Origin of the sequence: Pectobacterium aquaticum, assembly GCF_003382565.3 — a bacterium.
Lineage (GTDB): Bacteria > Pseudomonadota > Gammaproteobacteria > Enterobacterales > Enterobacteriaceae > Pectobacterium > Pectobacterium aquaticum.
Genome location: NZ_CP086253.1, coordinates 2,710,851 through 2,734,124 on the forward strand (window position 1 = coordinate 2,710,851; position 23,274 = coordinate 2,734,124).

The 23,274-nt window shown below is 53.1% G+C and carries 22 protein-coding genes and 1 tRNA gene; 13 read left to right on the top strand and 10 right to left on the bottom strand.

The genetic code is table 11. The annotated features are described in order from the left end of the window. Nucleotides 1–32 precede the first annotated feature (32 nt). Nucleotides 33–1,070 (bottom strand): biotin synthase BioB, encoded by a 1,038-nt coding sequence (bioB, locus tag DMB82_RS12675; RefSeq protein WP_102118725.1) that lies wholly within the window; start codon nt 1,068–1,070, stop codon nt 33–35. Between the two features lie 95 nt (nt 1,071–1,165). On the opposite strand from bioB, the gene bioA reads away from it, so the two are divergent. The 5 genes from bioA to DMB82_RS12700 all read left to right on the top strand — a co-directional run bounded on the left by bioA (nt 1,166) and on the right by DMB82_RS12700 (nt 6,727). Then, nucleotides 1,166–2,470 (top strand): adenosylmethionine--8-amino-7-oxononanoate transaminase, encoded by a 1,305-nt coding sequence (gene bioA, locus DMB82_RS12680; RefSeq protein WP_116163242.1) that lies wholly within the window; start codon nt 1,166–1,168, stop codon nt 2,468–2,470. A gap of 186 nt (nt 2,471–2,656) precedes the next feature. Then, nucleotides 2,657–3,064, top strand: a complete 408-nt coding sequence (locus DMB82_RS12685) for a CidA/LrgA family protein (RefSeq protein WP_010303345.1) — start codon at nt 2,657–2,659, stop codon at nt 3,062–3,064. Beyond that, a complete protein-coding gene (locus DMB82_RS12690; protein ID WP_116163241.1) occupies nt 3,064–3,759 on the top strand; it encodes a CidB/LrgB family autolysis modulator in 696 nt (231 codons plus the stop codon). The genes DMB82_RS12685 and DMB82_RS12690 overlap by 1 nt, the downstream gene beginning before the upstream one ends. Before the next feature lie 172 nt (nt 3,760–3,931). Further along, nucleotides 3,932–4,822 carry a cytidine deaminase gene (cdd, locus tag DMB82_RS12695; protein WP_116163239.1) on the top strand — a complete coding sequence of 297 codons (891 nt, stop codon included), beginning with the start codon at nt 3,932–3,934 and terminating at the stop codon, nt 4,820–4,822. Between the two features lie 207 nt (nt 4,823–5,029). Further along, nucleotides 5,030–6,727, top strand: coding sequence for an NAD-dependent malic enzyme (locus tag DMB82_RS12700; protein ID WP_116155073.1), 1,698 nt, complete (start codon nt 5,030–5,032; stop codon nt 6,725–6,727). 193 nt (nt 6,728–6,920) lie between these two features. On the opposite strand, the gene gsiD is transcribed toward DMB82_RS12700, so the two are convergent. The 5 genes from gsiD to DMB82_RS12725 all read right to left on the bottom strand — a co-directional run bounded on the left by gsiD (nt 6,921) and on the right by DMB82_RS12725 (nt 12,632). Beyond that, entirely contained in the window at nt 6,921–7,826 is a 906-nt protein-coding gene (gene gsiD / locus DMB82_RS12705) for a glutathione ABC transporter permease GsiD (protein ID WP_116163237.1), read from the bottom strand. A gap of 9 nt (nt 7,827–7,835) precedes the next feature. Beyond that, nucleotides 7,836–8,756: a glutathione ABC transporter permease GsiC gene (gsiC, locus tag DMB82_RS12710; RefSeq protein ID WP_107333060.1), complete on the bottom strand. Its 921-nt coding sequence runs from the start codon at nt 8,754–8,756 to the stop codon at nt 7,836–7,838. Nucleotides 8,757–8,864: 108 nt separating this feature from the next. Continuing rightward, nucleotides 8,865–10,406, bottom strand: coding sequence for a glutathione ABC transporter substrate-binding protein GsiB (gene gsiB / locus DMB82_RS12715; RefSeq protein WP_208644325.1), 1,542 nt, complete (start codon nt 10,404–10,406; stop codon nt 8,865–8,867). A 25-nt stretch (nt 10,407–10,431) separates the two neighbouring features. Then, nucleotides 10,432–12,333 (bottom strand): dipeptide ABC transporter ATP-binding protein, encoded by a 1,902-nt coding sequence (locus DMB82_RS12720; RefSeq protein WP_116163235.1) that lies wholly within the window; start codon nt 12,331–12,333, stop codon nt 10,432–10,434. 152 nt (nt 12,334–12,485) lie between these two features. Continuing rightward, entirely contained in the window at nt 12,486–12,632 is a 147-nt protein-coding gene (locus DMB82_RS12725) for a hypothetical protein (RefSeq protein ID WP_167469152.1), read from the bottom strand. A gap of 180 nt (nt 12,633–12,812) precedes the next feature. On the opposite strand from DMB82_RS12725, the gene moeA reads away from it, so the two are divergent. The 3 genes from moeA (at nt 12,813) to DMB82_RS12740 (ending at nt 15,509) form a co-directional block, all read left to right on the top strand. Then, nucleotides 12,813–14,048, top strand: a complete 1,236-nt coding sequence (gene moeA, locus DMB82_RS12730; RefSeq protein ID WP_116155070.1) for a molybdopterin molybdotransferase MoeA — start codon at nt 12,813–12,815, stop codon at nt 14,046–14,048. Nucleotides 14,049–14,050: 2 nt separating this feature from the next. Further along, nucleotides 14,051–14,809 carry a molybdopterin-synthase adenylyltransferase MoeB gene (moeB, locus tag DMB82_RS12735; protein ID WP_116163233.1) on the top strand — a complete coding sequence of 253 codons (759 nt, stop codon included), beginning with the start codon at nt 14,051–14,053 and terminating at the stop codon, nt 14,807–14,809. Nucleotides 14,810–14,909: 100 nt separating this feature from the next. After that, nucleotides 14,910–15,509 carry a nitroreductase family protein gene (locus DMB82_RS12740; protein ID WP_116163231.1) on the top strand — a complete coding sequence of 200 codons (600 nt, stop codon included), beginning with the start codon at nt 14,910–14,912 and terminating at the stop codon, nt 15,507–15,509. 76 nt (nt 15,510–15,585) lie between these two features. On the opposite strand, the gene DMB82_RS12745 is transcribed toward DMB82_RS12740, so the two are convergent. Then, on the bottom strand, nt 15,586–16,494 hold the full coding sequence (locus tag DMB82_RS12745; protein ID WP_102118737.1) for a lipid kinase: 909 nt from the start codon (nt 16,492–16,494) through the stop codon (nt 15,586–15,588). A 292-nt stretch (nt 16,495–16,786) separates the two neighbouring features. Between DMB82_RS12745 and DMB82_RS12750 the strand changes: the two genes are divergently transcribed. Beyond that, nucleotides 16,787–18,262: a sensor domain-containing diguanylate cyclase gene (locus DMB82_RS12750; protein WP_116163229.1), complete on the top strand. Its 1,476-nt coding sequence runs from the start codon at nt 16,787–16,789 to the stop codon at nt 18,260–18,262. Nucleotides 18,263–18,344: 82 nt separating this feature from the next. On the opposite strand, the gene DMB82_RS12755 is transcribed toward DMB82_RS12750, so the two are convergent. Together DMB82_RS12755 and DMB82_RS12760 are read right to left on the bottom strand one after the other, a co-directional pair. Beyond that, the gene (locus DMB82_RS12755) at nt 18,345–18,512 is read right to left on the bottom strand and encodes a YqaE/Pmp3 family membrane protein (protein ID WP_095699068.1); all 168 of its coding nucleotides are present in this window, start codon (nt 18,510–18,512) and stop codon (nt 18,345–18,347) included. Between the two features lie 169 nt (nt 18,513–18,681). After that, nucleotides 18,682–19,161 (bottom strand): hypothetical protein, encoded by a 480-nt coding sequence (locus DMB82_RS12760; protein ID WP_116155067.1) that lies wholly within the window; start codon nt 19,159–19,161, stop codon nt 18,682–18,684. Nucleotides 19,162–19,403: 242 nt separating this feature from the next. Between DMB82_RS12760 and DMB82_RS12765 the strand changes: the two genes are divergently transcribed. The 4 genes from DMB82_RS12765 (at nt 19,404) to DMB82_RS12780 (ending at nt 22,443) form a co-directional block, all read left to right on the top strand. Continuing rightward, the gene (locus DMB82_RS12765) at nt 19,404–19,790 is read left to right on the top strand and encodes a lysozyme inhibitor LprI family protein (protein ID WP_116155066.1); all 387 of its coding nucleotides are present in this window, start codon (nt 19,404–19,406) and stop codon (nt 19,788–19,790) included. 239 nt (nt 19,791–20,029) lie between these two features. Then, the gene (gene mtfA / locus DMB82_RS12770) at nt 20,030–20,827 is read left to right on the top strand and encodes a DgsA anti-repressor MtfA (protein WP_102118741.1); all 798 of its coding nucleotides are present in this window, start codon (nt 20,030–20,032) and stop codon (nt 20,825–20,827) included. Between the two features lie 110 nt (nt 20,828–20,937). Then, nucleotides 20,938–21,013, top strand: a tRNA-Asn gene (locus DMB82_RS12775). 161 nt (nt 21,014–21,174) lie between these two features. Then, nucleotides 21,175–22,443, top strand: coding sequence for a tyrosine-type recombinase/integrase (locus DMB82_RS12780; protein WP_116163227.1), 1,269 nt, complete (start codon nt 21,175–21,177; stop codon nt 22,441–22,443). A gap of 154 nt (nt 22,444–22,597) precedes the next feature. On the opposite strand, the gene DMB82_RS12785 is transcribed toward DMB82_RS12780, so the two are convergent. Beyond that, nucleotides 22,598–23,098, bottom strand: a complete 501-nt coding sequence (locus DMB82_RS12785; RefSeq protein WP_015697692.1) for an Lrp/AsnC family transcriptional regulator — start codon at nt 23,096–23,098, stop codon at nt 22,598–22,600. Nucleotides 23,099–23,274: the final 176 nt, after the last annotated feature.

Sequence of the window (23,274 nt, forward strand, 5' to 3'; positions counted from 1 at the left end):
CACGCCTTGCCCGACGGTTTGCAGGCTGGACGTTATACCGCAGCATTATAAAATTGCTCGCTATCGGCGTTAACCAGTTGTTCCGCCAACCGCTGTTGCTGTTGGTTATCCCCGTATTCGGTCGCCGTCTGCTGCGGATTCAGACCCAGTTTGAGGAACAGCGCCAGATCTTTGTCTTCTTTCGGGTTTGGCGTCGTGAGCAGTTTGCAGCCGTAGAAAATGGAGTTCGCCCCCGCCATAAAGCACATCGCCTGCGTTTGTTCACTCATCTGTTCGCGTCCGGCGGACAGGCGTACATAGGAAGCCGGCATCATGATACGCGCAACGGCAATAGTACGAATGAAATCAAACGGATCGACATCATCATTATCCGCCAGCGGCGTGCCTTTCACCTTCACCAGCATGTTGATCGGCACGCTTTCCGGCGGCGTCGGTAGGTTAGCCAGTTGCACCAGCAGCCCGGCGCGATCGCGCACGGTTTCCCCCAAACCAACGATGCCGCCGGAACAGACTTTAATGCCCGCGCCGCGTACTTTACCCAGCGTATCCAGACGCTCTTGATATGTGCGGGTCGTGATAATGCTGCCGTAAAATTCTGGCGAGGTATCGAGGTTATGGTTATAGAAATCCAGTCCAGCAGAGGCCAAACGCTCGGCCTGATCGTTGTGCAGCGTTCCCAGCGTCATGCAGGTTTCCATCCCCATCGCTTTGACGCCTTGCACCATCTGTTCCAGATACGGCATGTCGCGCTCGTGCGGGTTTTTCCACGCCGCGCCCATACAAAAGCGCGTCGATCCTGCGGCTTTCGCCTGACGAGCCGACTCCAGCACCTGTTCAACCTGCATCAGGCGTTCGGTATCAATCCCGGTGCGATAGCGGGAGCTCTGCGGGCAATATTTACAGTCCTCAGGGCAGGAACCGGTCTTTATCGACAGTAACGTACTGACCTGCACCTGACGGGGATCAAAATGCTGACGGTGGATCTGCTGCGCTTCAAACATCAGTTCCAGAAATGGTTTATTAAATAAGTCTTGCGCTTGCTCAAGCGTCCAGTACATGCGGTCAGCCATCTCGGCATCTCCAAACTAAAAACGTTTCGCCAGTGTAAATTAACCCGATATACTGTCAACCAAATAGAATCCATTTTGGTTGACGAAAGATCATCATGAGCCCGGAAGACATTGCTTTTGACCAGCGCCACATTTGGCATCCCTACACCTCAATGACCGAACCGCTGCCCTGCTATCCGGTGATAGCGGCTAGCGGCGTCGAGCTTCAGTTGGATGACGGACGTCGCCTGATTGACGGCATGTCATCGTGGTGGGCGGCGATTCACGGCTACAACCATCCGGCGATCAATCAAGCGGTGCAGGCTCAGCTCAGCCAGATGTCGCATGTGATGTTTGGCGGGATCACCCATCCGGCGGCGGTGGCACTGTGCCGCCAACTGGTGGACATCACGCCAGAAGCACTGGAATGCGTTTTTCTGGCGGATTCCGGCTCGGTGGCTGTCGAAGTGGCGATGAAAATGGCGCTGCAATATTGGCAAGCACGGGGTGAAACCCGTCAACGCTTTCTCACCCTGCGTCACGGCTATCACGGTGATACCTTCGGTGCGATGTCCGTGTGCGATCCGCAGAATTCGATGCATAGTCTGTATCAGGGCTACCTGCCTACCCATCTGTTTGTCGATGCGCCGCCCTGTGCCGCGATCAACGAAGGCGGTTTTACCGACGAATGGCAGGAAGATGATATTGCGCCGCTACAGGCGATGCTGTCGGTGCACGCTCATGAGATCGCGGCCGTCATTCTGGAACCCATCGTGCAGGGCGCGGGCGGGATGCGCTTTTATCATCCGGCCTACCTGCATCGGGTACGGGAACTGTGTGACCAATGGGGCATTTTGCTGATTGCCGATGAGATCGCCACCGGATTTGGCCGCACCGGCAAGCTGTTTGCCTGCGAGCATGCAGGCATTTCTCCCGATATTATGTGTCTGGGAAAAGCGCTTACCGGCGGCTATATGACGCTCTCCGCCACGCTGACCACCCGCATAGTCGCTGAAACCATCAGCAACGGTGCGGCAGGCTGTTTTATGCACGGCCCTACATTTATGGGCAATCCGCTCGCCTGCGCGGCAGCCAATGCCAGTTTGTCGCTGTTGGCGGAGAACCGCTGGCAGCAGCAAGTGCAAAATATTGAGCGGCAGTTGCGAGACGCACTGCAACCCTGTTCGGATTCTTCGCTGGTGGCGAACGTTCGCGTACTGGGTGCTATCGGCGTGGTGGAAACACAGCGTCCGGTCAATATGGCGCGGCTACAGCGTTTCTTCGTTGAGCGCGGCGTCTGGATTCGACCGTTTGGCCGACTCATTTATCTGATGCCGCCGTTTATCATTCAGCCTGATGAACTGCGTAAGCTGACCGACGCCGTCTGTGCCGCGATTCGTGACGAACGGCTATTTGACTAGCGACTATTTGAGTCAATAAAGTATTTGGATCAATAAAGGCTTGGGTGCGACACGTTTTCTGTCGTGCCTGAACCGTTCACCTGATATCCCCTGCCATGTGTTGCTGTATAACGTTAGCAATGTGAGCTGTGGCACGTAAATTCCATTAGCGTTATGATAATCCCCTCAGCTAATCAGGAATGTCCCATGCGTAATACGTTCATCGTGTGCTGGCAGTATTTACGCGCTTTCGCATTGATTTATCTCTGCCTGCTGGCAGGCAATGCGGTATCCGCGTTACTTCCGTTCACTATCCCCGGTAGTATCATCGGCATGCTGGTCTTGTTCACCCTTCTTGCCTCGCAAATTCTGCCCGCGCAGTGGGTAAAACCGGGTTGCCATCTTCTTATTCGTCACATGGCGCTGCTGTTCGTCCCCATCGGCGTCGGCGTGATGAATTATTACGATCTGGTCAGCCAACAGTTCGGCCCTATCGTGGTTTCCTGCCTGATCAGTACCTTTATAGTGATGTTGGTTGTGGGTTTCAGTACCCAGATAATGCAGCGTGAACGAGCCGTGGCTGGCGATCGCACGCCGCCGAAGGATAACGAATAATGTTCAGCTATTTGTGGTGGTCGCTGCCCCTCACTCTGATTGTCTTTTTCGCCGCGCGTAAACTGGCCGTGCTGACCCGGATTTCCCTGTTGAACCCGTTGCTGGTGTCGATGGCGATTATTATTCCGCTGCTGCTGGTATTGAAGATTCCCTACGAGCACTATTTTCAGGGCAGCAAAGCCCTTAACGACCTGCTGCAACCAGCGGTGGTCGCGCTGGCGTTCCCGCTTTATGAGCAACTGCATCAAATCCGCGCGCGCTGGAAATCAATCATCAGCGTGTGCTTCATCGGCAGCCTGACCGCGATTATCTCCGGCACGCTGGTGGCGCTGTGGATGGGCGCCTCGCCAGAAATCGCCGCCTCGGTGCTGCCTAAATCCGTCACCACGCCGATTGCGATGGCCGTCGCCAGCTCGATTGGCGGGATTCCGGCTATCAGCGCCGTCTGCGTGATTTTTGTCGGTATTCTCGGCGCAGTCTTAGGCCACAGTGTGTTCAACCGCATCGGTATTAAAACTAAAGCCGCGCGTGGGCTGTCGATGGGGACAGCCTCACACGCACTCGGTACGGCGCGCTGTGCAGAGGTTGACTATCAGGAAGGCGCATTCAGTTCGCTGGCGCTGGTCATCTGCGGGATCATCACGTCGCTGATTGCGCCGCTAGTCTTCCCTCTACTCTTGCATGTCGTTGGCTAAATCTGGCGGGGGATGGTGCGTAGCTCGCATCGCCCGCTATAAAATTGAGATACATCTCGCATTTAACAGTTAATTTGCATTCCTTTCATTCAACAAAGAGATTTTGATCACAATTTATTGCTACTCTGCTCCCTAACATGACGTCATTGACGGGTAAAAAGAGTACGCCACCATGCATCCACGATTTGAAAACGCCTTCCAGCAATTACCTGCCAGTCTGCAAGCCGCGATCGGTCCCTTGCTCGATAAACCCGATTTCGCCGCCATGCTCACCGCAGACGACGTGAATGCCGTCTGCGAAGCCAGCCAGCTAGACGCCGACGCGTTGGCCTTTGCGCTATTGCCTCTGGCGGCAGCCTGCGCACAAGCACCGATCTCGAATTTTCAGGTTGGCGCAATTGCGCAAGGGCTCAGTGGCAATTTCTACTTTGGTGCCAACATGGAGTTCAGCGCAGTTCAGTTGCAGCAAACGGTGCATGCCGAGCAAAGCGCCGTCAGCCATGCCTGGATACGCAATGAGCGTGGGTTGCGGACGGTGACCGTGAACTACACGCCATGCGGTCACTGTCGTCAGTTTATGAATGAATTGCGTAATGCCGCGTCGCTGCGCATTCAATTGCCGGGTCGCCAACCTGCTGTGCTCAGCCACTATCTGCCGGATTCCTTTGGCCCCGTCGATCTGCACATCGATACCTTACTGATGGATGACGTCAACCACGGCGCAACCTTGCAGAATGTGAACGCGCTTGCGCGTCTGGCGCTGGATGCCGCTAACCGTAGCCACGCCCCCTACAGCAAAGCCATCAGCGGCATTGCGCTGGAAACCTCAAGTGGCAACATTTATACCGGACGCTACGCAGAAAATGCGGCATTTAACCCGAGCCTGCCGCCTTTGCAAGTCGCGTTGAATCTGATGAACCTTGCTGGCGACGATCCGTGCACCATTAAACACGCAGCTGTCGTTGAGCGTCGTCATGCCGTTGTCAGCCACTGGGCCATTTCGCAAATTATGTTGGCCGAATTAGGCTGCACCGACATTGAACATCACTTTATTGAGGAATAACGGCAGAGGTCAGCGCACGGGTTCAGCAAAAGGAAGTGAGAGAAACGAGAGGTGAATCGATAAAGCCTGCATTTTGACTAAGATGCAAGCCATCTGTAACTATTTAAATTAACAATTCCTGTACATATTTTCTGGGTAATTTAAGATCCGCAGCAGTTTTTATCGACAACACCTGAGTTTTTTTCTGTTATCCGAGAGTAAAAAGTCATGGAATTAGAATACGAAAGCAAACGTCCTCTCCATATTCCCTACGCTGGCCCAATATTGCTTGAATTTCCCCTGCTGAATAAAGGCAGTGCGTTTACCGAAGAAGAGCGTGCTAACTTTAACCTGCATGGCCTGCTGCCTGAAGCCGTCGAAACCATCGAAGAACAGGCAGAACGCGCCTGGCGTCAGTATCAGGAATTCAAACACGATATTGAAAAACACGTGTACCTACGCAACATTCAGGATACCAACGAGACGCTGTTCTATCGCCTGCTGGACGGTCACCTCAGTGAGATGATGCCGATCATCTACACCCCGACCGTTGGCGAAGCCTGTGAACACTTCTCCGATATCTATCGTCGCGCCCGCGGCCTGTTTATCTCCTACCCTAACCGCGCACATATCGACGATATGCTGCAAAACGCCACCAAGCAGAACGTGAAAGTCATCGTTGTGACCGACGGTGAGCGTATTCTGGGTCTGGGCGATCAGGGTATCGGCGGCATGGGGATTCCAATCGGTAAGCTGTCGCTGTACACCGCCTGTGGCGGTATCAGCCCAGCCTACACCCTGCCTGTCGTTCTGGATGTTGGCACCAACAACCCGCAGCGTCTGAACGATCCGCTGTACATGGGCTGGCGCCATCCGCGTATCACTGACGATGAATACTATGAATTTGTTGACGAATTCATTCAGGCAGTGAAACGCCGCTGGCCGAACGTGCTGTTGCAGTTTGAAGACTTCGCGCAGAAAAACGCGACTCCGCTGCTGAACCGCTATCGTGATGAAATCTGTAGCTTTAACGATGACATTCAGGGCACCGCCGCCGTTGCGATTGGCAGCCTGATTGCCGCCAGCCGTGCAGCAGGCACTCAGCTACGCGATCAGACCGTTACCTTCCTGGGTGCGGGCTCCGCAGGCTGTGGTATCGCTGAGCAAATCGTCGCGCAGATGAAGTCTGAAGGGCTGAGCGAAGAAGAAGCTCGCGCACGCGTCTTCATGGTTGACCGCTTCGGTCTGCTGACAGACAAGCTGCCGAACCTGCTCGATTTCCAGAGCAAGCTGGTGCAGAAAAGTGAACTGCTGGCTGACTGGGATTGCAACAGCGACGCGATTTCACTGCTGGAAGTGGTACGCAATGCCAAGCCGACCATCTTGATCGGTGTGTCCGGCCAGCCGGGTCTGTTCACGGAAGAAATCATCCGTGAAATGCACAAGCACTGCGCGCGTCCTATCGTGATGCCGCTGTCTAACCCGACATCCCGCGTAGAAGCCCGTCCAGAAGATATCATTCGCTGGACAGATGGCTCAGCGCTGGTCGCAACCGGCAGCCCGTTTGCTCCGGTTAACTATCAGGGCAAAATCTTCCCTATCGCCCAGTGCAACAACTCCTACATTTTCCCAGGTATCGGGTTAGGTGTACTGGCGTCGGGTGCCAAACGTATCACTGACGGTATGTTGATGGCCGCCAGCCGCGCGCTGGCTGACTGCTCGCCGCTGGCGAATAACGGTGAAGGCGCGCTGCTGCCGGATCTGTCCGATATCCAGCAGGTGTCCAAGCGTATTGCACTGGATGTGGGTAAAGCCGCACAGTTGCAAGGTGTGGCCGTCGTCACCTCTGCCGATGCATTGCAGAAGGCGATTGAGCACAACTTCTGGCAACCGCAGTACCGCAGCTACAAACGTACCTCGTTCTAATGGTGTGTGGCTGCAAAGGCCGCCAAGCGGCAGTAACGGATAGATCGTAAAGACGCTACGAGTACGTCCATGTAAGCTCGGATTGCGCCATCCTTGGCGCAAACGCTTTACTCTTCTATTCCGTTACTCCCGTTTTCGTTCGGCAAATAGGTTTGTCAGTGGTCTGAGCGCGGCACTTGCCGCGCTTTTTTATTCAGCGTTTCAATTTTGGGTCGAGCGCATCACGCAGACCGTCACCCAGTAAATTAAACGCCAACACCGTCAGAAAGATCGCCAGACTAGGGAAGATCGCGACGTGTGGGGCAATCACCATATCCGACCGCGCTTCGTTCAGCATCGCCCCCCACTCCGGCATCGGCGGCTGTGCGCCCAGCCCTAAGAATGACAGGCTGGCTGCCGTGATGATCGACATCCCAATGCGCATCGAGAAAAACACCACGATGGAAGATACCGAGCCGGGCAAAATATGCCGAAAGAGGATCGTCCGATCGCTGGCACCAATGCTGCGGGCCGATTCAATATAGGTAAGCTGCTTCAGCACCAGCGTATTCCCTCGCACTAGACGGGCGAAGGCCGGAATGCTGAAAATCGCGACGGCGACAATCACATTCGCCATCCCACTGCCCATCATCGCCACAACGGCAATCGCCAGCAGAATACCGGGGAAGGCAAACAGCACATCGCATAGGCGCATGATGATCCTGTCTGCCCACCCTTCGTAGTAGCCCGCCACCAGACCGAGCGTCGTGCCGATAATCATCCCGACCAGCACCGAGAGAATGCCCGCCGCCAGCGAGATACGCGTCCCCATCAGGAGCCGACTGAAAATATCACGTCCTAATGAATCCACCCCCAGCCAGTGTGCCGCCGACGGACCTTCATTCAGACGTTCATAATCGAAATAGTTCTCGGCATCATAGGGCATCAGATACGGTGCCAGAAACGCGACCACAATCAGCAGCAGTACAAACACGCCTGCGGTGACCGCGACGTGCTGCCGAAGAAAGCGCCGCCAGAATTCACGCCACGGCGTGCGAACGGGTTTATCCCTAATGACAGGGAGCGTCGCCAGCATAGCTTTACGTCGCCAGTGTCTCATTCCCTTTCCTTATTTATAACGAATGGCTGGATTAATCGCGGCATACAGCATATCCACCAGCAGATTAATCAGAATAAACTCCAGCGAGAACAGCAGTACCTCCGCCTGAATCACCGGATAGTCGCGCATCTCCACCGCATCCACCAGCAGCCGTCCTAGCCCCGGCCAGTTGAAGACCTTCTCCACGACAATTGAGCCACCGAGCAAGAAACCAAATTGCAGCCCCATCATCGTAACCACCGGAATCAGCGCATTGCGCAGCCCGTGCTTCACTACCACCAGCGATTCGCGCACGCCTTTTGCCCGCGCCGTACGCATATAATCTTCCTGCAAGACATCAACAAACGACGCACGGGTGAAACGCGCCATCACCGCCGCCACCGCCGCCCCCAGCGTCAGCGAGGGCAAAATGTAGTGCAGCCAGGTGTCCGCCCCCACCGTCGGCAGCCATCCCAGTTCGACGGAAAAAACCTGCATTAACAGCATGCCGAGCGCAAACGCGGGGAAAGAGAGGCCGGAGACCGCCAGCGTCATTCCGATTCTGTCCGGCCAGCCGTTGCGCCACACGGCGGACACGATACCGATCGCCATGCCAAAAATCACCGCCCACACCATGCTGCACACCGTCAGCCAAAAGGTCGGCATAAAGCGCATGGCGATCTCTTCAGTGACGGGGCGTTTCGATACGATCGACGTACCAAAATCTCCTTGCAGGACATGGGTAAAGAAGTGCCAGAACTGGTGCGGCAGCGGTTTATCTAACCCCAAATCCTGCCGGACCATCTCGATAACGGCAGCATCCGCTTCCCGCCCGGCAGCTAAACGCGCCGGATCGCCGGGTAGCAGATGAACGAATAGGAACACCAGCACCATCACAATCAGGAGCGTGGGAATCAGTCCCAGTAGTCGTTTAATAAAATAATTCAGCATGAACGGTTTTCCACAGACATGCGTCGGACTCCCTATGAGTGAACGAGTGTTGACCACTGCGGGCAGCCTCACGGCCACCCGACTCCCTGGTCATTCTTTTACGATGAGTTATTCCTTCAGGTCGGCCTCTTCAAAACTGAACAAGGTATCCGGCATCACGTAGAACCCAGTCAGTTTTTTGCTATTAGCCGACACCAAACGCTCTGTCGCCAGGAAAATCCACGGCGCATCCGCCCAGATTTTGTCCTGCGCATCGTTGTACAGTTTCTGTTTTTCCGTCCGATCCGTGGTTTTCAGCGCATTCGCCAGATCCGCATCGACTTGCGGATTGCTGTAAAAGGCCGTGTTGAATTGCGCCGGTGGCCAAGAGGCCGTGGCAAACAGCGGCGACAGCGCCCAGTCCGCTTCACCCGTTGAGGCAGACCAGCCGGTATAGAACAGGCGAACCCCCGTTTCTTTCACGCCCTTGCCTTCCACTTCCGCCGCCCGCTGCCCTGCATCCATCGCGGTCACCTGCACTTTCACACCAACCTGCGCCAGTTGTTGCTGCGTGAACTGCAAAACTTTCTGCGCCGTACTGTGGTTATGTGACGACCACAGCGTGGTAGTGAAGCCGTCTGGGTAGCCCGCTTCTTTCAGCAGCTCACGCGCCTTGGCCGGGTCGTAAGGCCACGGGTGATATTTTACCGAATAATCAATGCTGCTCGGCAGTGGCCCTTCGGCCGGTGTCGCATAGCCGGAGAACGCCACTTTAATCAGCGCCTCCTTGTTGATCGCGTAGTTCAACGCCTCGCGTACTTTCGGGTTATCAAACGGTTTCTGCGTCACATTCATACTGATGTAGCGGTGCAGAATCGACGGCGACGCCACCAGCGACAGCTTGTCATTTTTCTCCAGCACTTTGGCCTGCTCGAATGGTATCGGATAAGCAAATTGCGCTTCACCCGTTTGCAGCAGTGCCGCGCGCGTATTGTTATCCACCACCGGACGCCAGGTAATGCTGTCCAGTTTCGGCAACCCCGCCTTCCAATAGCCGCGGAATTTCTCGACTTTGACAAAGTCGGTCTGATTCCAGGTCACAAAACGGTACGGACCGGTGCCGACCGGATGGAAACCAATGTCCTTGCCGTACTGCTTTAATGCTGCCGGCGAGATCATCACCGCCGCGGGGTGTGCCAGATTATTCACGAACGCGGAGAACGGCGTCTTCAGCGTGATTTTCACCGTCAGATCGTCAACCGCCTCGGTTTTGTCGATCATCTTGAACAGGTTATATCGCTTCAGGCGATTGTCGGGGTTACTGGCGCGATCCAGATTCACTTTCACGGCGGCGGCGTTGAACGCCGAGCCATCGTGAAATTTGACACCCGGGTGCAGCTTGACGGTATACGCCAGGCCATCTGGGCTCACGTCATAGCTGTCCGCCAGTATATTCACCAGCTTCATATCTTTATCGAAGCCAAAGAGCCCTTGATAGAAGGACTTCGCTACCGTCTGCGATAGCGAATCGTTGGCATCATACGGATCCAGGCTGGTAAACGTGGACCCCACGGCGATAACCGCATCTTTGGCTGCCCAGACGGGTGAAGCCGCCATCGCAGCGGTTACGCCAGCCACTAACCAGCGCCGCTTTATCGTCATTACGCTCATGCTACGTTCTCCTTGTGAATCCCTGTCAATACGCGCCGGCTATTGGATGGTGCGCAACAAAGTGTCGCTCACCGACCTGAACCAGAGGCGCCGTGATCGGCTCGTCGCCAAGCGCCCGAATCGGGCTGGGTATTTCATCAACCAGCAGTACCTGCTCACGCTGGCGGCGTGAGGGATCGGCAACCGGTACTGCCGACATCAGCTTGCGGGTATAAGGGTGCCGAGGCCGCTCGAATACATCTTGCCGCGAGCCAATCTCAACAATCTGTCCCATGTACATCACCGCCACGCGATGGCTAATACGCTCAACCACCGCCATATCATGTGAAATAAACAAAAACGCGATGCCGAATTCACGTTGCAGTTCCAGCATCAGGTTGATGATTTGTGCCTGAATTGACACGTCCAACGCGGATACAGCTTCATCCGCAATCACCACTTTAGGGTTCAGCGCCAGCGCTCTGGCGATGCAAACACGCTGGCGCTGGCCGCCGGAAAACTCATGCGGATAGCGGCGGGCGTGCTCTGGCTCCAGCCCTACGCGCGACAACAGCCACTCAACGCGCTTTTCCGCTTCCTGCCGACGGCAAATGTTGTGCACCAGCAGTGGTTCCATAATCGAGAAACCGACCGTCAAGCGAGGATCCAATGACGCATAGGGATCCTGAAAAATCAGCTGAATATCACGCCGCAGGTGCTGTAACGCGCCCCCTTTCAGTTGATGGATTCGCTGACCGTTAAAGATAATCTCGCCCCTCTGGCTTTCAACGAGCTGGAGCAACGCACGGCTGGTGGTGGATTTGCCGCATCCCGATTCGCCGACTAGCGAGAGCGTTTCGCCCGGCCAGAGATCGAAGCTGACGTTTTCTACCGCATGCACTTGTCGGGTCACGCGGTTCAATAAACCACTGCGAATAGGAAAACGCGTCACCAGATTGCTGACCTGTAAGATCGGTTCTGACTGCGCGGGAACGGTATCCTGCGGGACGTTATCTGCAATACGCCCCGAGTGTTGATCCAGCAGCGGAAATTTTTCTGGGAACAGTTGGCCGCGCATAGACCCTAACGCCGGTACCGCCGCCAGCAGCCCCTGCGTATACGGATGCTGCGGTGCAGTAAAGATCTGCCCAACGCTCCCCGCTTCGACGCTTTCCCCACGGTGCATAACCAGTACACGCTCGGCCATTTCCGCCACCACGCCCATGTCATGGGTGATGAAAATCACAGCCATTTCCATTTCACGCTGTAGCACACGGATAAGCTGTAGAATTTGCGCCTGAATGGTGACATCCAACGCAGTCGTCGGTTCATCGGCAATCAGCAATGAGGGCTTGCAGGAGAGCGCCATCGCAATCATCACCCGCTGGCGCATACCGCCAGAAAGCTGGTGGGGATAGCGATCCAGCACGTTGCGCGCTTCCGGTATTCTGACTAGATCCAGCATACGCAAGGTTTCTGCTCGCGCGGCGCGTCTGTCCATCCCCTGATGCAAACGAATCGACTCGGCAATCTGTTCACCGACGGGAAAAACCGGATTCAGCGACGTCATCGGCTCCTGGAAAATCATCGCCAGATCCGCACCGCGTAACGTACGCATCGCACGCTGACGGGCACCGCGGAGATCCAGCACCTGCCCATCGCGACGGCGAAATAGCATATCCCCTTGGTGAATCACGCCGCCCGCATGTTCAACCAACCGCATCAGCGCCAGCGACGTCACCGACTTACCCGATCCCGACTCTCCGACGATAGCCAACGTTTCGCCCCGATCGACAGAGAACGTCAAATTACGCACCGCATCTGTCCGCTGCCCCTGCTGCTCAAAATAGACACTCAGGTTGCGCACCTCCACCACCCGTTTTTCAGGCAAAACCAGCCCCGGAACAGGGGAAGATAGCGAGGCATAATGATCCTGTGTGGGCGACATGAACGGCGAATCTCCATATAAATGCGGCTGGAATCAGTGCAACGCGGTCAGGGACAAATTATCAGCGATTTTCGACTATATTTAGCGCAAGGTATGATGTAAAGCGGAAACTGAAATCGGCACGGTGAAAAATTTCTTTTTATAACATTAAGTTAATTGCCGTAAAGACAGGCCATCAGAGGCAATATGTCCTGCAAATCCGCCCACTGTTGCCCGAAATGGTTCAACTTATGGGCAGAAGGCCACTGTTTTACGCCATGACCCTGCCGCTCCGTGCCTAACGAGAATTCATGCGCCAAAAGCCCTATTCCTTGACCTGCCTACATTCACCCCCGTGACGAACTCTGACATAATTAATACTGGCATAGGAAACGGGTTTTCGCCTATGAACGGCGCGTTGCCGCAACACGATTCTTACTGATGAAATAAGCCATATTAATAAAATCAGTCGTATTGATGAAACACACTGTGGAGTGAAGATGGAAAGCGTTAACGCAGGTTTACTGACTCTTGAACAAGCTCTGGAAAACATGTTTTCTCAGGTTCCTTCTCTTACCGAGACAGAGCGCGTATCCCTGTTCGACGCCGCAGGACGGATCACCGCCCATGCGATTGCCTCTCCGATTAACGTCCCGCCTTTCGCCAATTCCGCGATGGATGGCTATGCCGTACGCTGCGCCGATTTGTCTGCTTCAACAACGCTGCCGCTGGCGGGTAAAGCCTTCGCTGGCGCGCCCTTCACTGGCGACTGGCCTGCCGGAACCTGCATTCGCATCATGACTGGTGCGCCAATTCCCGCAGGAGCCGATACGGTGATCATGCAGGAAGAAGCTGAAGTCAGCGAGGACGGTATCCGCTTTCCCCATGAGGTAAAACCCGGCCAGAATATTCGTCTGGCGGGAGAAGATATTCAGGCGGGTGCCAGCGTGTTACCCGTAGGCACCAAGCTGGGCGTGGCGGAGCTGCCGCTGCTGGCATCACTGGGGATTGCGCAGATTGACGTGGTGCGTCGCCTGAAAGTCGCGGTTTTTTCAACGGGTGATGAACTGCAACCCGTCGGCGAACCGCTGGCAGACGGTCAGATTTATGACACTAACCGTTTCGCCGTCCGTTTGATGCTAGAACAGTTGGGCTGCGAGATACATGATCTGGGGATTATCCGTGACGATCCGGCCGCGCTGCGCGCTGCGTTCCACGAGGCCGATCAACTTGCCGATCTGGTGATTAGCAGCGGCGGCGTTTCCGTTGGCGAGGCGGATTACACCAAGCAAATGCTGGATGAACTGGGCGATATCCACTTCTGGAAGCTGGCGATCAAACCCGGTAAACCTTTCGCCTTCGGCAAATTGCAACACGCCTGGTTCTGCGGCCTGCCGGGGAATCCGGTTTCTGCTGCGCTGACGTTCTATCAATTGGTTCAGCCACTGCTGGCCCGCCTGTCTGGCTATACGCAATGGCGCCTGCCGCCGCGTGTTCGCGTCAAAACTACCAGCGCACTGAAAAAGACACCGGGACGCACCGATTTCCAGCGCGGTATTTTCAGCCGCAACGCACAGGGTGAGCTGGAAGTCAGAACCACCGGGCATCAAGGTTCGCACGTTTTCAGCTCGTTCAGCCTCGGTAACTGCTTCATCGTACTGGAACAAGATCGCGGTCGCGTCGCCGCTGGCGAATGGGTTGAAATCGAACCCTTCAACACGCTGCTGGGGCACTGAGTATGTTGCCGGAGCTGAGCGATGAAGAGATGCTGCGCTACAACCGACAGATTGTGCTGCGCGGCTTTGATTTTGACGGACAGGAAAAACTAAAGGCATCACGCCTGCTGATTGTCGGGCTCGGTGGGCTAGGCTGTGCCGCCGCACAGTATCTGGCCGCGGCGGGCGTCGGCCATTTAACGCTGCTGGATTTTGATACCGTCTCTCTGTCTAACCTGCAACGCCAGATTCTGCACCGCGATGCCCGTATCGGAATGGCGAAGGTTGAATCGGCACGTCTGACGCTATCCGACATGAATCCGCATCTTTCGTTCGATACCATTGATGGCGATCTTGATGACGAGGCGTTGAGCAAACTGGTCAGCCACCACGATGCCGTGCTGGACTGTACCGACAACGTCGCCATTCGCAACCGCCTAAACCGTATTGGCTTTCAGCTCAAGAAGCCGCTGATCTCTGGGGCGGCAATTCGGATGGAAGGCCAAATCAGCGTCTTTACCTATCAACCCGATGAACCTTGCTATCATTGTCTCAGCCGTCTGTTCGGTGCCAATGCGCTGACCTGCGTCGAGGCAGGCGTGATGTCGCCGCTGGTGGGCACCATCGGCAGTTTGCAGGCGATGGAAGCCATTAAGCTGCTGACCGGTTACGGCAGGCTGGCGACAGGCCGACTGCTGATGTTCGATGCGATGACGCTGCAATTTCGCGAAATGATGCTGCCGAAAAACCCGCACTGCGACGTCTGCGGCGGAGCGGGCTGACAAAGGAAAGATTGGCATCCGGCACGATAAGCCATTGAATACGGCTAAAATCAGTGACACAGTATCAAGGCAAATCATCACGTAAACTGAGGAACACACCATGAGTAATGCTTTTTTGCAGTCAATCAAGGCTCGTCGTTCAATCTATGCCATCGGCAATACGTTACCGATATCAGAAGATCAGGTTACCGCCCTCATTACCGAAGCCGTTAATGAAAGCCCCTCCTCTTTTAATTCACAAAGCTCACGCGTTGTGATTCTGTTCGGCGAGCAGCATCACAAACTGTGGGATATTGTTAAGCAGCAGTTGAAGAAAATTGTACCGGCGGACGCTTTTGCCCCGACAGAAAATAAACTGGCTTCCTTTGCCGCTGGCGCAGGTACTGTCTTGTTCTTTGAAGACACCGCCGTGATTGAAGCGCTACAGGAAAAATTCGCGCTTTATGCCGATAACTTCCCGGTCTGGTCTGAACATTCAACCGGTATTGCTCAGTTTGCCGTGTGGTCTACGCTGGCGCAGGAAAGAATTGGCGCCACCCTCCAGCACTACAATCCCCTGATCGACGATGATGTTAAAGTACAGTGGGATTTGCCAGCCAGTTGGAAGCTGCGTGCTCAAATGCCATTTGGCTCAATCGAGCAACCAGCCGGTGAGAAAACCTATATTTCCTTTGAAGAACGTTTCCGCGTATTTAAATAATCCGCTGACTCATTCTTTATCAACAAACAGGGACACCGCGCGGTGTCCCTGTTTGTTTTCGCCCCTATTTACGGCATCAACAAGGTGGCGCAAAAACCTGAATTGCCTTTTCTCTGATCCCGAATACCGCTGGCGTTTTGCCAATCAGCTCGCCGTCGGCATTGATATCGTGCGGCTTCGAGGTACTCAACGTCAGTTGTCTGGCAGAAAAGACGCGGACTTTGCGCCAGCGACCGTGCGTTCCCTTTCGGATAAAGGGGATCAGTGCCACCATTTCCCACCAGTGAGACACCTCCAGGCTATACACATCCAACCGACCATCATCGGGCGCGGCACTGTCCGCCACCGCCATGCCGCCGCCGTAGAAACGTCCATTACCCACCGACACCTGTACCGTTCTCACTCGCTCTTTGATGCCGTCATGCTCAATCTCCACGCGAAAAGGACGGCTTTGTTTCAAAAGCTTGAAGGCCGCCAGCGCATAGCCCAATGTGCCCCACCGTTTCTTGGATTTCGCTGACAGCCCGCGCGCCAGTGCTGCTGAAAACCCAATACTCGAGACGTTAAAGAACAGATGCCCGTTAACCTCACCCAAATCAACAACACGCCGCTGCCCGCTAGCGATAACCTGCACAGCCTGCCGAATCTCTCTGGGGATCCCCACTGTACGGGCAAAGTCATTCGCCGTCCCTAATGGCAGCACGCCCAGCGGCAAACCGGTATCGACCAGGCCCCGCGCGGCTGAATTCAGCGTACCATCGCCACCGCCGATAATGACAAAGTCCACCCGATCCGCATACGCACGTATAATATCACTGCATGAACCCGTCTCTTTTTCATCCGGTTCGACGATGCTGATATGGCTTTGCTGTAATAATTCTTTCACATAGCGTGCTGAGGAATCACCGTTCCGCGCTTGTTTATTAATCAATAAAAGCGCTGTTGGGCCTGATTCCTTCGCTGCTGAATAATGGCTCATGGTCATCCACCCAACGTTATAGTTTGATTAAATCTAACCATAGGGATAATCAAACCGACAAGGGAGCTTTAACAAGCCCACAATAAAATACAAAACATTACGTTCCGGCAGCCTGCTGCTAATACTTCCACACCGGAACCACTATACTGAATCTCACAGACGAGCCATTTTTATCCAACGATACAACGTCCCCCATTTGGCGCTACAACGTAATTTCAGTAAAATATGAATTCTAATTTTTTAGGTGAAACAGTGACTTGCTCACCTATCTCATCAATGATTCTCTGGGGAGATTACTTTGCAGACTGGATTCATCAATAACGCACGCTGGCTGGATAAAACACGCGCAATCATAATACTCGGTGCCATGCTGCTCACCGCCTTTCTGGTGATCAGTTTGACCAGCTATGAAGTGGCTAAAGAATCACTGGAAGAAGAGATTGAAGAAAATACCCTGCCGCTCACCAGTGATAATGTCTATTCTGAAATCCAGCAGGATTTGTTAAAACCTATCTTTATTTCCTCCCTAATGGCGCACGATACCTTTTTGCGCGACTGGGTACTAAAAAATGAAAGCGATCCGCAGGCCCTATTCCGCTATCTGAAGGAGATCGATCGCCGCTTCAACACCGTATTTTCTTTTTTCATCTCTGACAAAACGGGGCTTTATTACGATCAGCAACGCATCCTAAAAACTGTCTCGGAATCGTCCCCCGACGATCAATGGTATTTCCAGCACAAAGCGCTATCGGATAACATGCCCTACGTTGTCGATCTCCGCGTCGATCCTGAAGAACGCACGCGTCTGGACATCTTTATTAACCATAAAGTCATGGATTATGAAGACAATTTTATTGGCATTACCGGCGTGGGCATCCCAGTTGAGCGTGTTAAGCACCTGATTGAAAAATACGAACAGCGCTATAACCGGACAATCTATTTCATTGATAAAGAAGGCAACATTACGTTACATGGAGAACGCTACACGCGCACGCTGCAAATTCAAGCACAGCAAGGGCTGACTCGGATCGCGACCGCGATTTTGACTGCCCCTGGCGGCGCTTATGAATATGAGTCAAATGGGAAACATATTTTCCTCAACACCCGTTTAATCCCTGAATTCGGCTGGTATTTGATGGTTGAGCAAACCAGTCACCCTAGTGAGAAGCGGCTGTTCACCACGCTGCTTAAAAATCTGGGTATCAGCACATTCATCAGCATCCTCTTCCTGTTCCTGCTATGGTTGACCATTGGCGGATATCAACGCCGTCTGGAACAGATGGCAACGACCGATAAATTAACAAGTCTAATGAACCGTCAGGCATTTGATTATTTATTTCACCGTCTCAGTAAGAAAAATGCCTTACAGCACAAGCCACTCTCCATTATTCTGATTGATATTGATCACTTCAAAAAAATCAATGACAAGTACGGCCACAACGTTGGGGATCTGGTTTTAAAAGAGGTTTCCGCCATCCTATCGGCCAATACCCGCTCCAGCGATCAATCCTGTCGTTGGGGAGGAGAAGAGTTCGTCATTTTGCTCGACGATTGCGATCTCAACGCCGCACAACAGCGCGCCGAGGCCCTGCGTCAGAGTATTGAAATCACGCATCTTCCCTACCGTGAAGGAAGAATTCAGGTGACAGCCAGCTGCGGCGTTGCTGAATATCGGGCGGGCGAAACGCTAAACATGCTGATTAACCGCGCCGATATCGCGCTCTATCAGGCAAAACAGCAAGGGCGTAATCAGGTGGTCAGTGCCGCGCAATAGCGCGGCATCAATAAAAAGGCAACGGGGAGCTTTATGTCTCCCCGTTATTTCATCATAAATCGTCAAACAGGCTTTTCAGCCATTAAATGCCATCATCTTTTGTCTGCACCCAAAACGCATGCACCAACCCAGGAAAATAACCTAACAGCGTCAGAATAATATTCAGAATAAATACCCCACCGATGCCTTTCCCCAGTAACACACCCAACGGTGGCAGAAGAATAGTCAGTACAATACGCCAAAATCCCATATCAACCTCCGTAACGTGATGATTCCTTATGAAAGTAGTTCAGCACATGGGGTTTGTCAGTACGGGACGAGATGATTGAGAGTAATCTTTACTACACTCAGATCAGCATTAAATAATATCCTTTTGTTCCTATAGATAAATAAAGGCTAATTCACACTTGGCTTTTTTATTACGCGAACATATTAACCTTTACGGCTTTATCCTGAAAACGAAGCAACGCATCAGCAGCGCGTTGCAGGCCTTCTGCGCTCGCCCTTTCATTACGCGATAGTGCTCCATCAATTCCTTCCTGAATTTTGGAGAACACGTTCATAGGCTGGCGCGATGAAACGGGTGCGGTGCCATCGTAAACGACTTTAGACAACGCGGTAGGGGCCATGAAACCCAACAATGATGACGATTCGTCGAGATCCATCTGTCCACTTTGGATCAGGCTATTTACGGCTTCGGTTAACGCTTGTGGCGTCATATTCGTGAAATCGTATTTCTTAACCTGAGTAGCGGAGGTGGCAGCGTTATTTGCACTCGTTTCCTGCGTTTTTTCAGCTAAAACAGCAGCAAACGAGGCTTGATTACCAACCTGAGCCGTTGAGTTAGCGATCGAAGCACGATGCGCAAAAAGGCCATTCTCTCCAGTCTCAATTTTCATATTCTTCCCTCCCAGTCGTTATGAATATGCACTGCATCCAAGCAAACGATATGTCAGCGCCTTCAGTATAGGATTCTCGATGAAAATGTCCCTATTTGATTGGAGGAATAGCGCCGTAAACGTCAACTTGCTCACATGTTCAGCGACATAAAAACGCCCTCCTCGCTCAGTTTATGTGTACCTGAACGCATGGCTGGTATAATAAATACTCATACCTAGCGCCAACTTACAGAGGATCAATCATGAAAAAGCGAGCCATTGCTCTTTTTGCTCTACAGCCCATCACGCAAGCCGCCGCCACAGATTGTGGCAACGCCAACACGCAGTTGGAGATGAACCAGTGTGCTGCTGATGAATATAAAAAAGTGGATGGCGAGCTTAATCGGCTGTATCAGGATGTCGTAAAACGCCTGGTGATTGAAGAACACAAGGCGTTGCTCAAGTCAGCGCAGAGAAAATGGATCGCGTACCGCAACGCTGACTGTGAGTTTCAGACCTTCCCGACAACCGGAGGCTCGGTGCATGGCATGGTGTATTCCCAGTGCCTGACGCAGAAAACCGCCGAGCGCGTAGAAGAATTCAAAAGCATGCTACGTTGTGAAGAAGGGGATTTAAGCTGTCCGCTTTAAGCCACTGCCAAGTGTGGAAAGCGTCACAGACTCAATGCGGGGTAAGTGTTTGAATAGCGGTGGAGAGACGGGGCGATTTGCCCCCCGGTAGCGTTGCTCTACTCCCGTTTTCGAGACGGATTCGGTCAGTCGCTCCAGCATCTCTCTGTTAGCAGTTGCCATGATGCCTACTTTTACGGCATGTTAACAGCACCCGCCCTCGCCTTTAAATTCAAGTGACGACTGAACGAGCAATAACAATGATTAAATGGCCGTGGAAAAACACTCAACCTCAGGTGCAGACGCTTGAACACTGGCACGCTGCCATTTCTATCCCGCTTCTCGCGCCGTTGAGCGATGAAGAGCGCCAGCAGTTGGTCGCTCTTGCCGATCAGTTTCTGAAGCAAAAGCGCCTGATTCCGTTGCAGGAGTTGGTGTTGACGGACATCATGCGGCAGCGCATCGCCCTGCTGTTTTCCCTGCCAGTGCTGTCGCTGGGAATGGATGCGCTGGATGGCTTCCATGAAGTTCTGATTTACCCCGGCCCGTTTATTGTTGAAGAAGAGTGGCAGGATGACATCGGGCTCGTGCATAAGGGGAAAATGGTGCAATCCGGCCAAAGCTGGGATCAGGGACCGATTGTCCTCAACTGGCAGGAAGTGCAGGATTCCTTCGACCTCTCCGGGTTCAACCTCATCATTCATGAAGTCGCGCACAAGCTGGACATCCGCAGCAGCGGCGAAGCGACGGGCGTCCCCCTTATCCCTCTGCGCGAGATTGCTGCGTGGGAACAGCATCTACACGGCGCGATGGATGCCATGCAGGAAGAAATCGATCTGGTGGGCGAAGATGCCGCCAGCATGGATCCCTACGCCGTCCACGATCCGGCAGAGTGCTTTGCGGTGCTCTCGGAATACTTCTTCAGCGCCCCCGAACTTCTCGACGCGCGTTTCTCCGAGCTGTACCGCTGCTTCCAAAAGTTCTATCAGCAAGATCCGCTCACCCGTCTAAAAAACTGGCAAAGCAGTACCCATTACCGTGCTCCATCCATTTACTAACCGATAAAAAAACAGCGAATTGTACACAGCCTAAACAGTCAGACGATAAAGCTGATTTTGCCGTTGACAGTACCGCGGGTGGCGGATATCATGCGCCCCGTTCACACGATTCCTCTGTAGTTCAGTCGGTAGAACGGCGGACTGTTAATCCGTATGTCACTGGTTCGAGTCCAGTCAGAGGAGCCAAATTCCTGTTTTCATGCCGCTTTGCGAATCCCTATGTGATTCTGATTCAATAAGTTAGCATGAAAAGTCTTCCCGATGCATTTTCAGTTTTCTCTCCGCATCGGGAGAATTTGGTGGTCAGATTTGGGGTCAAGTTGGTTCGATGACGGAGTGACCCCCAAATGTCTCTTAACGACTCAAAAATCCGCAACTTAAAACCATCCGCTAAACCCTTCAAAGTTTCTGATTCTCATGGTCTGTATCTGCTGGTTAATCCAGGCGGTTCACGTCTCTGGTATCTCAAATATCGCATCAATAGAAAAGAATCACGCCTCGGTTTAGGTGCCTATCCTAATGTTTCTCTGGCTGATGCTCGTCAACAGCGTGACGGTATCCGTAAATTGCTGGCGCAGAATATCAATCCAGCTCAACAGCGCTCTGCTGAAAGAACCACTTCCTCACCAGAGGAAACCTTCAAATCAGTGGCACTAAGCTGGCATAAAAGCAACAGAGCATGGTCAGAGAACCATGCCGCCCGTCTGCTTGCCAGCATGAATAACCATATCTTCCCTATAATTGGACACCTGCCGGTCACAGAACTGAAAACTCGCCACTTCATCGACCTGCTGAAAGGGATTGAGAAAAAAGGTCTGCTGGAAGTGGCAGCGCGTACCCGGCAGCATATGTGCAACATCATGCGTCATGCCGTGCATAAAGAGTTGATAGAACATAATCCGGCGGCCAATCTGGACGGTATTATCGCCCCGCCCGTTAAACGCCACTACCCTGCCCTTCCGCTGGAGAAACTACCGGAACTGTTAGCCCGCATTGAGGACTACAAGCAAGGACGAGAATTAACCCGCATGGCAGTCTCACTCACCCTGCACCTTTTCATCCGCTCCAGCGAATTGCGCTTCGCCCGCTGGTCTGAGATTGATTTCAGAAACCACATCTGGACGATTCCCGCCACCCGCGAAGCCATCCCCGGCGTGCGTTATTCCGGGCGTGGCGCGAAAATGCGCACGCCGCATATCGTTCCCCTCTCCCGTCAGGCCCTCGCTATTCTGAGACAGATACAGGAAATATCCGGGCATCAGGTGCTGGTATTCCCCGGTGATCACAATCCGTATAAGCCGATGTGTGAAAACACAGTCAACAAGGCACTGCGACTGATGGGTTATGACACGAAAGATGAAATCTGCGGTCATGGATTCCGGGCAATGGCCTGTAGCGCGCTGATGGAATCCGGCCTGTGGTCACAGGATGCGGTTGAGCGCCAGATGAGCCATCAGGAGCGCAACAGCGTGCGGGCGGCGTACATCCATAAAGCAGAATATCTCGATGCCCGACAAGCGATGATGCAATGGTGGTCGGATTATCTGGATATGTGCCGGAAAGCGTATGCCCCACCTTATATTTGTGGGAAGGAAATCAGTTGCACAATGGGATAACCCCTCTGACAAAATAAACCACAAAAATAGCCGTATCAGTCTGTACTGGTACGGCATTTTCTGGCTTCAATTCGGAGAAATTGTTAAGCCATTTTAAATGACTCTGAGGTGTCTGTTAAACCTGTGGCGATTCAGGGTCAACATCACTTCAGCTCTATTTTGAGAGTAAGGGGGCAGGCCCCCTTTCAAGGTGGGGGGTTAATACAATATAGCTGCGTGTTCCAGTAAAACCGTCAATTGAATGAATCACTTCCAGCAGGGCTTCAAGTGACTGAGTATTCTGGGTTCTGACTTTTAGCAGCATGGCACTATCACCTGCGACGGTGTGAATTTCCTCTACATCGGAAAGCGACTTTAAAGAGAGTATTGAGCGCGTTACAGCCCAACTCGATGTATCGACATGGATGAATGCCAGCAGCGGGCGCCCGATTTTGTTGCTGTCCAGCCTGGCCACTGTCCCTGTAATCACCCCTTCACTCTTAAGCCGTTTGACCCGCTCATGTACCGCCGGTGCTGAAAGGTGCAGTTGACGCCCAAGTTCCGAATAGCTTAGTGAGGCGTCTTCAGCCAGGATGGCTAATAATGTTCGGTCCTTCGCATCCAGTTTCGGCTGTTGAATCAGTTTTGTCTGAACGACATTCACATCTTTATCCATCTCAAAAAAACCTGTTGATAGACTAATTTTATAAGGTAATTATGAGAATACTTCTTATGAAATTCAAAAAAAAGTCATATGCAAAAGATTTATTTAGTTCCTCTGTTCCGGTCCTGTGTTGAGACAAACAGAATTAAAAACTCACTCTGCTTCAAATCAGGGTCAATAAAACGGAA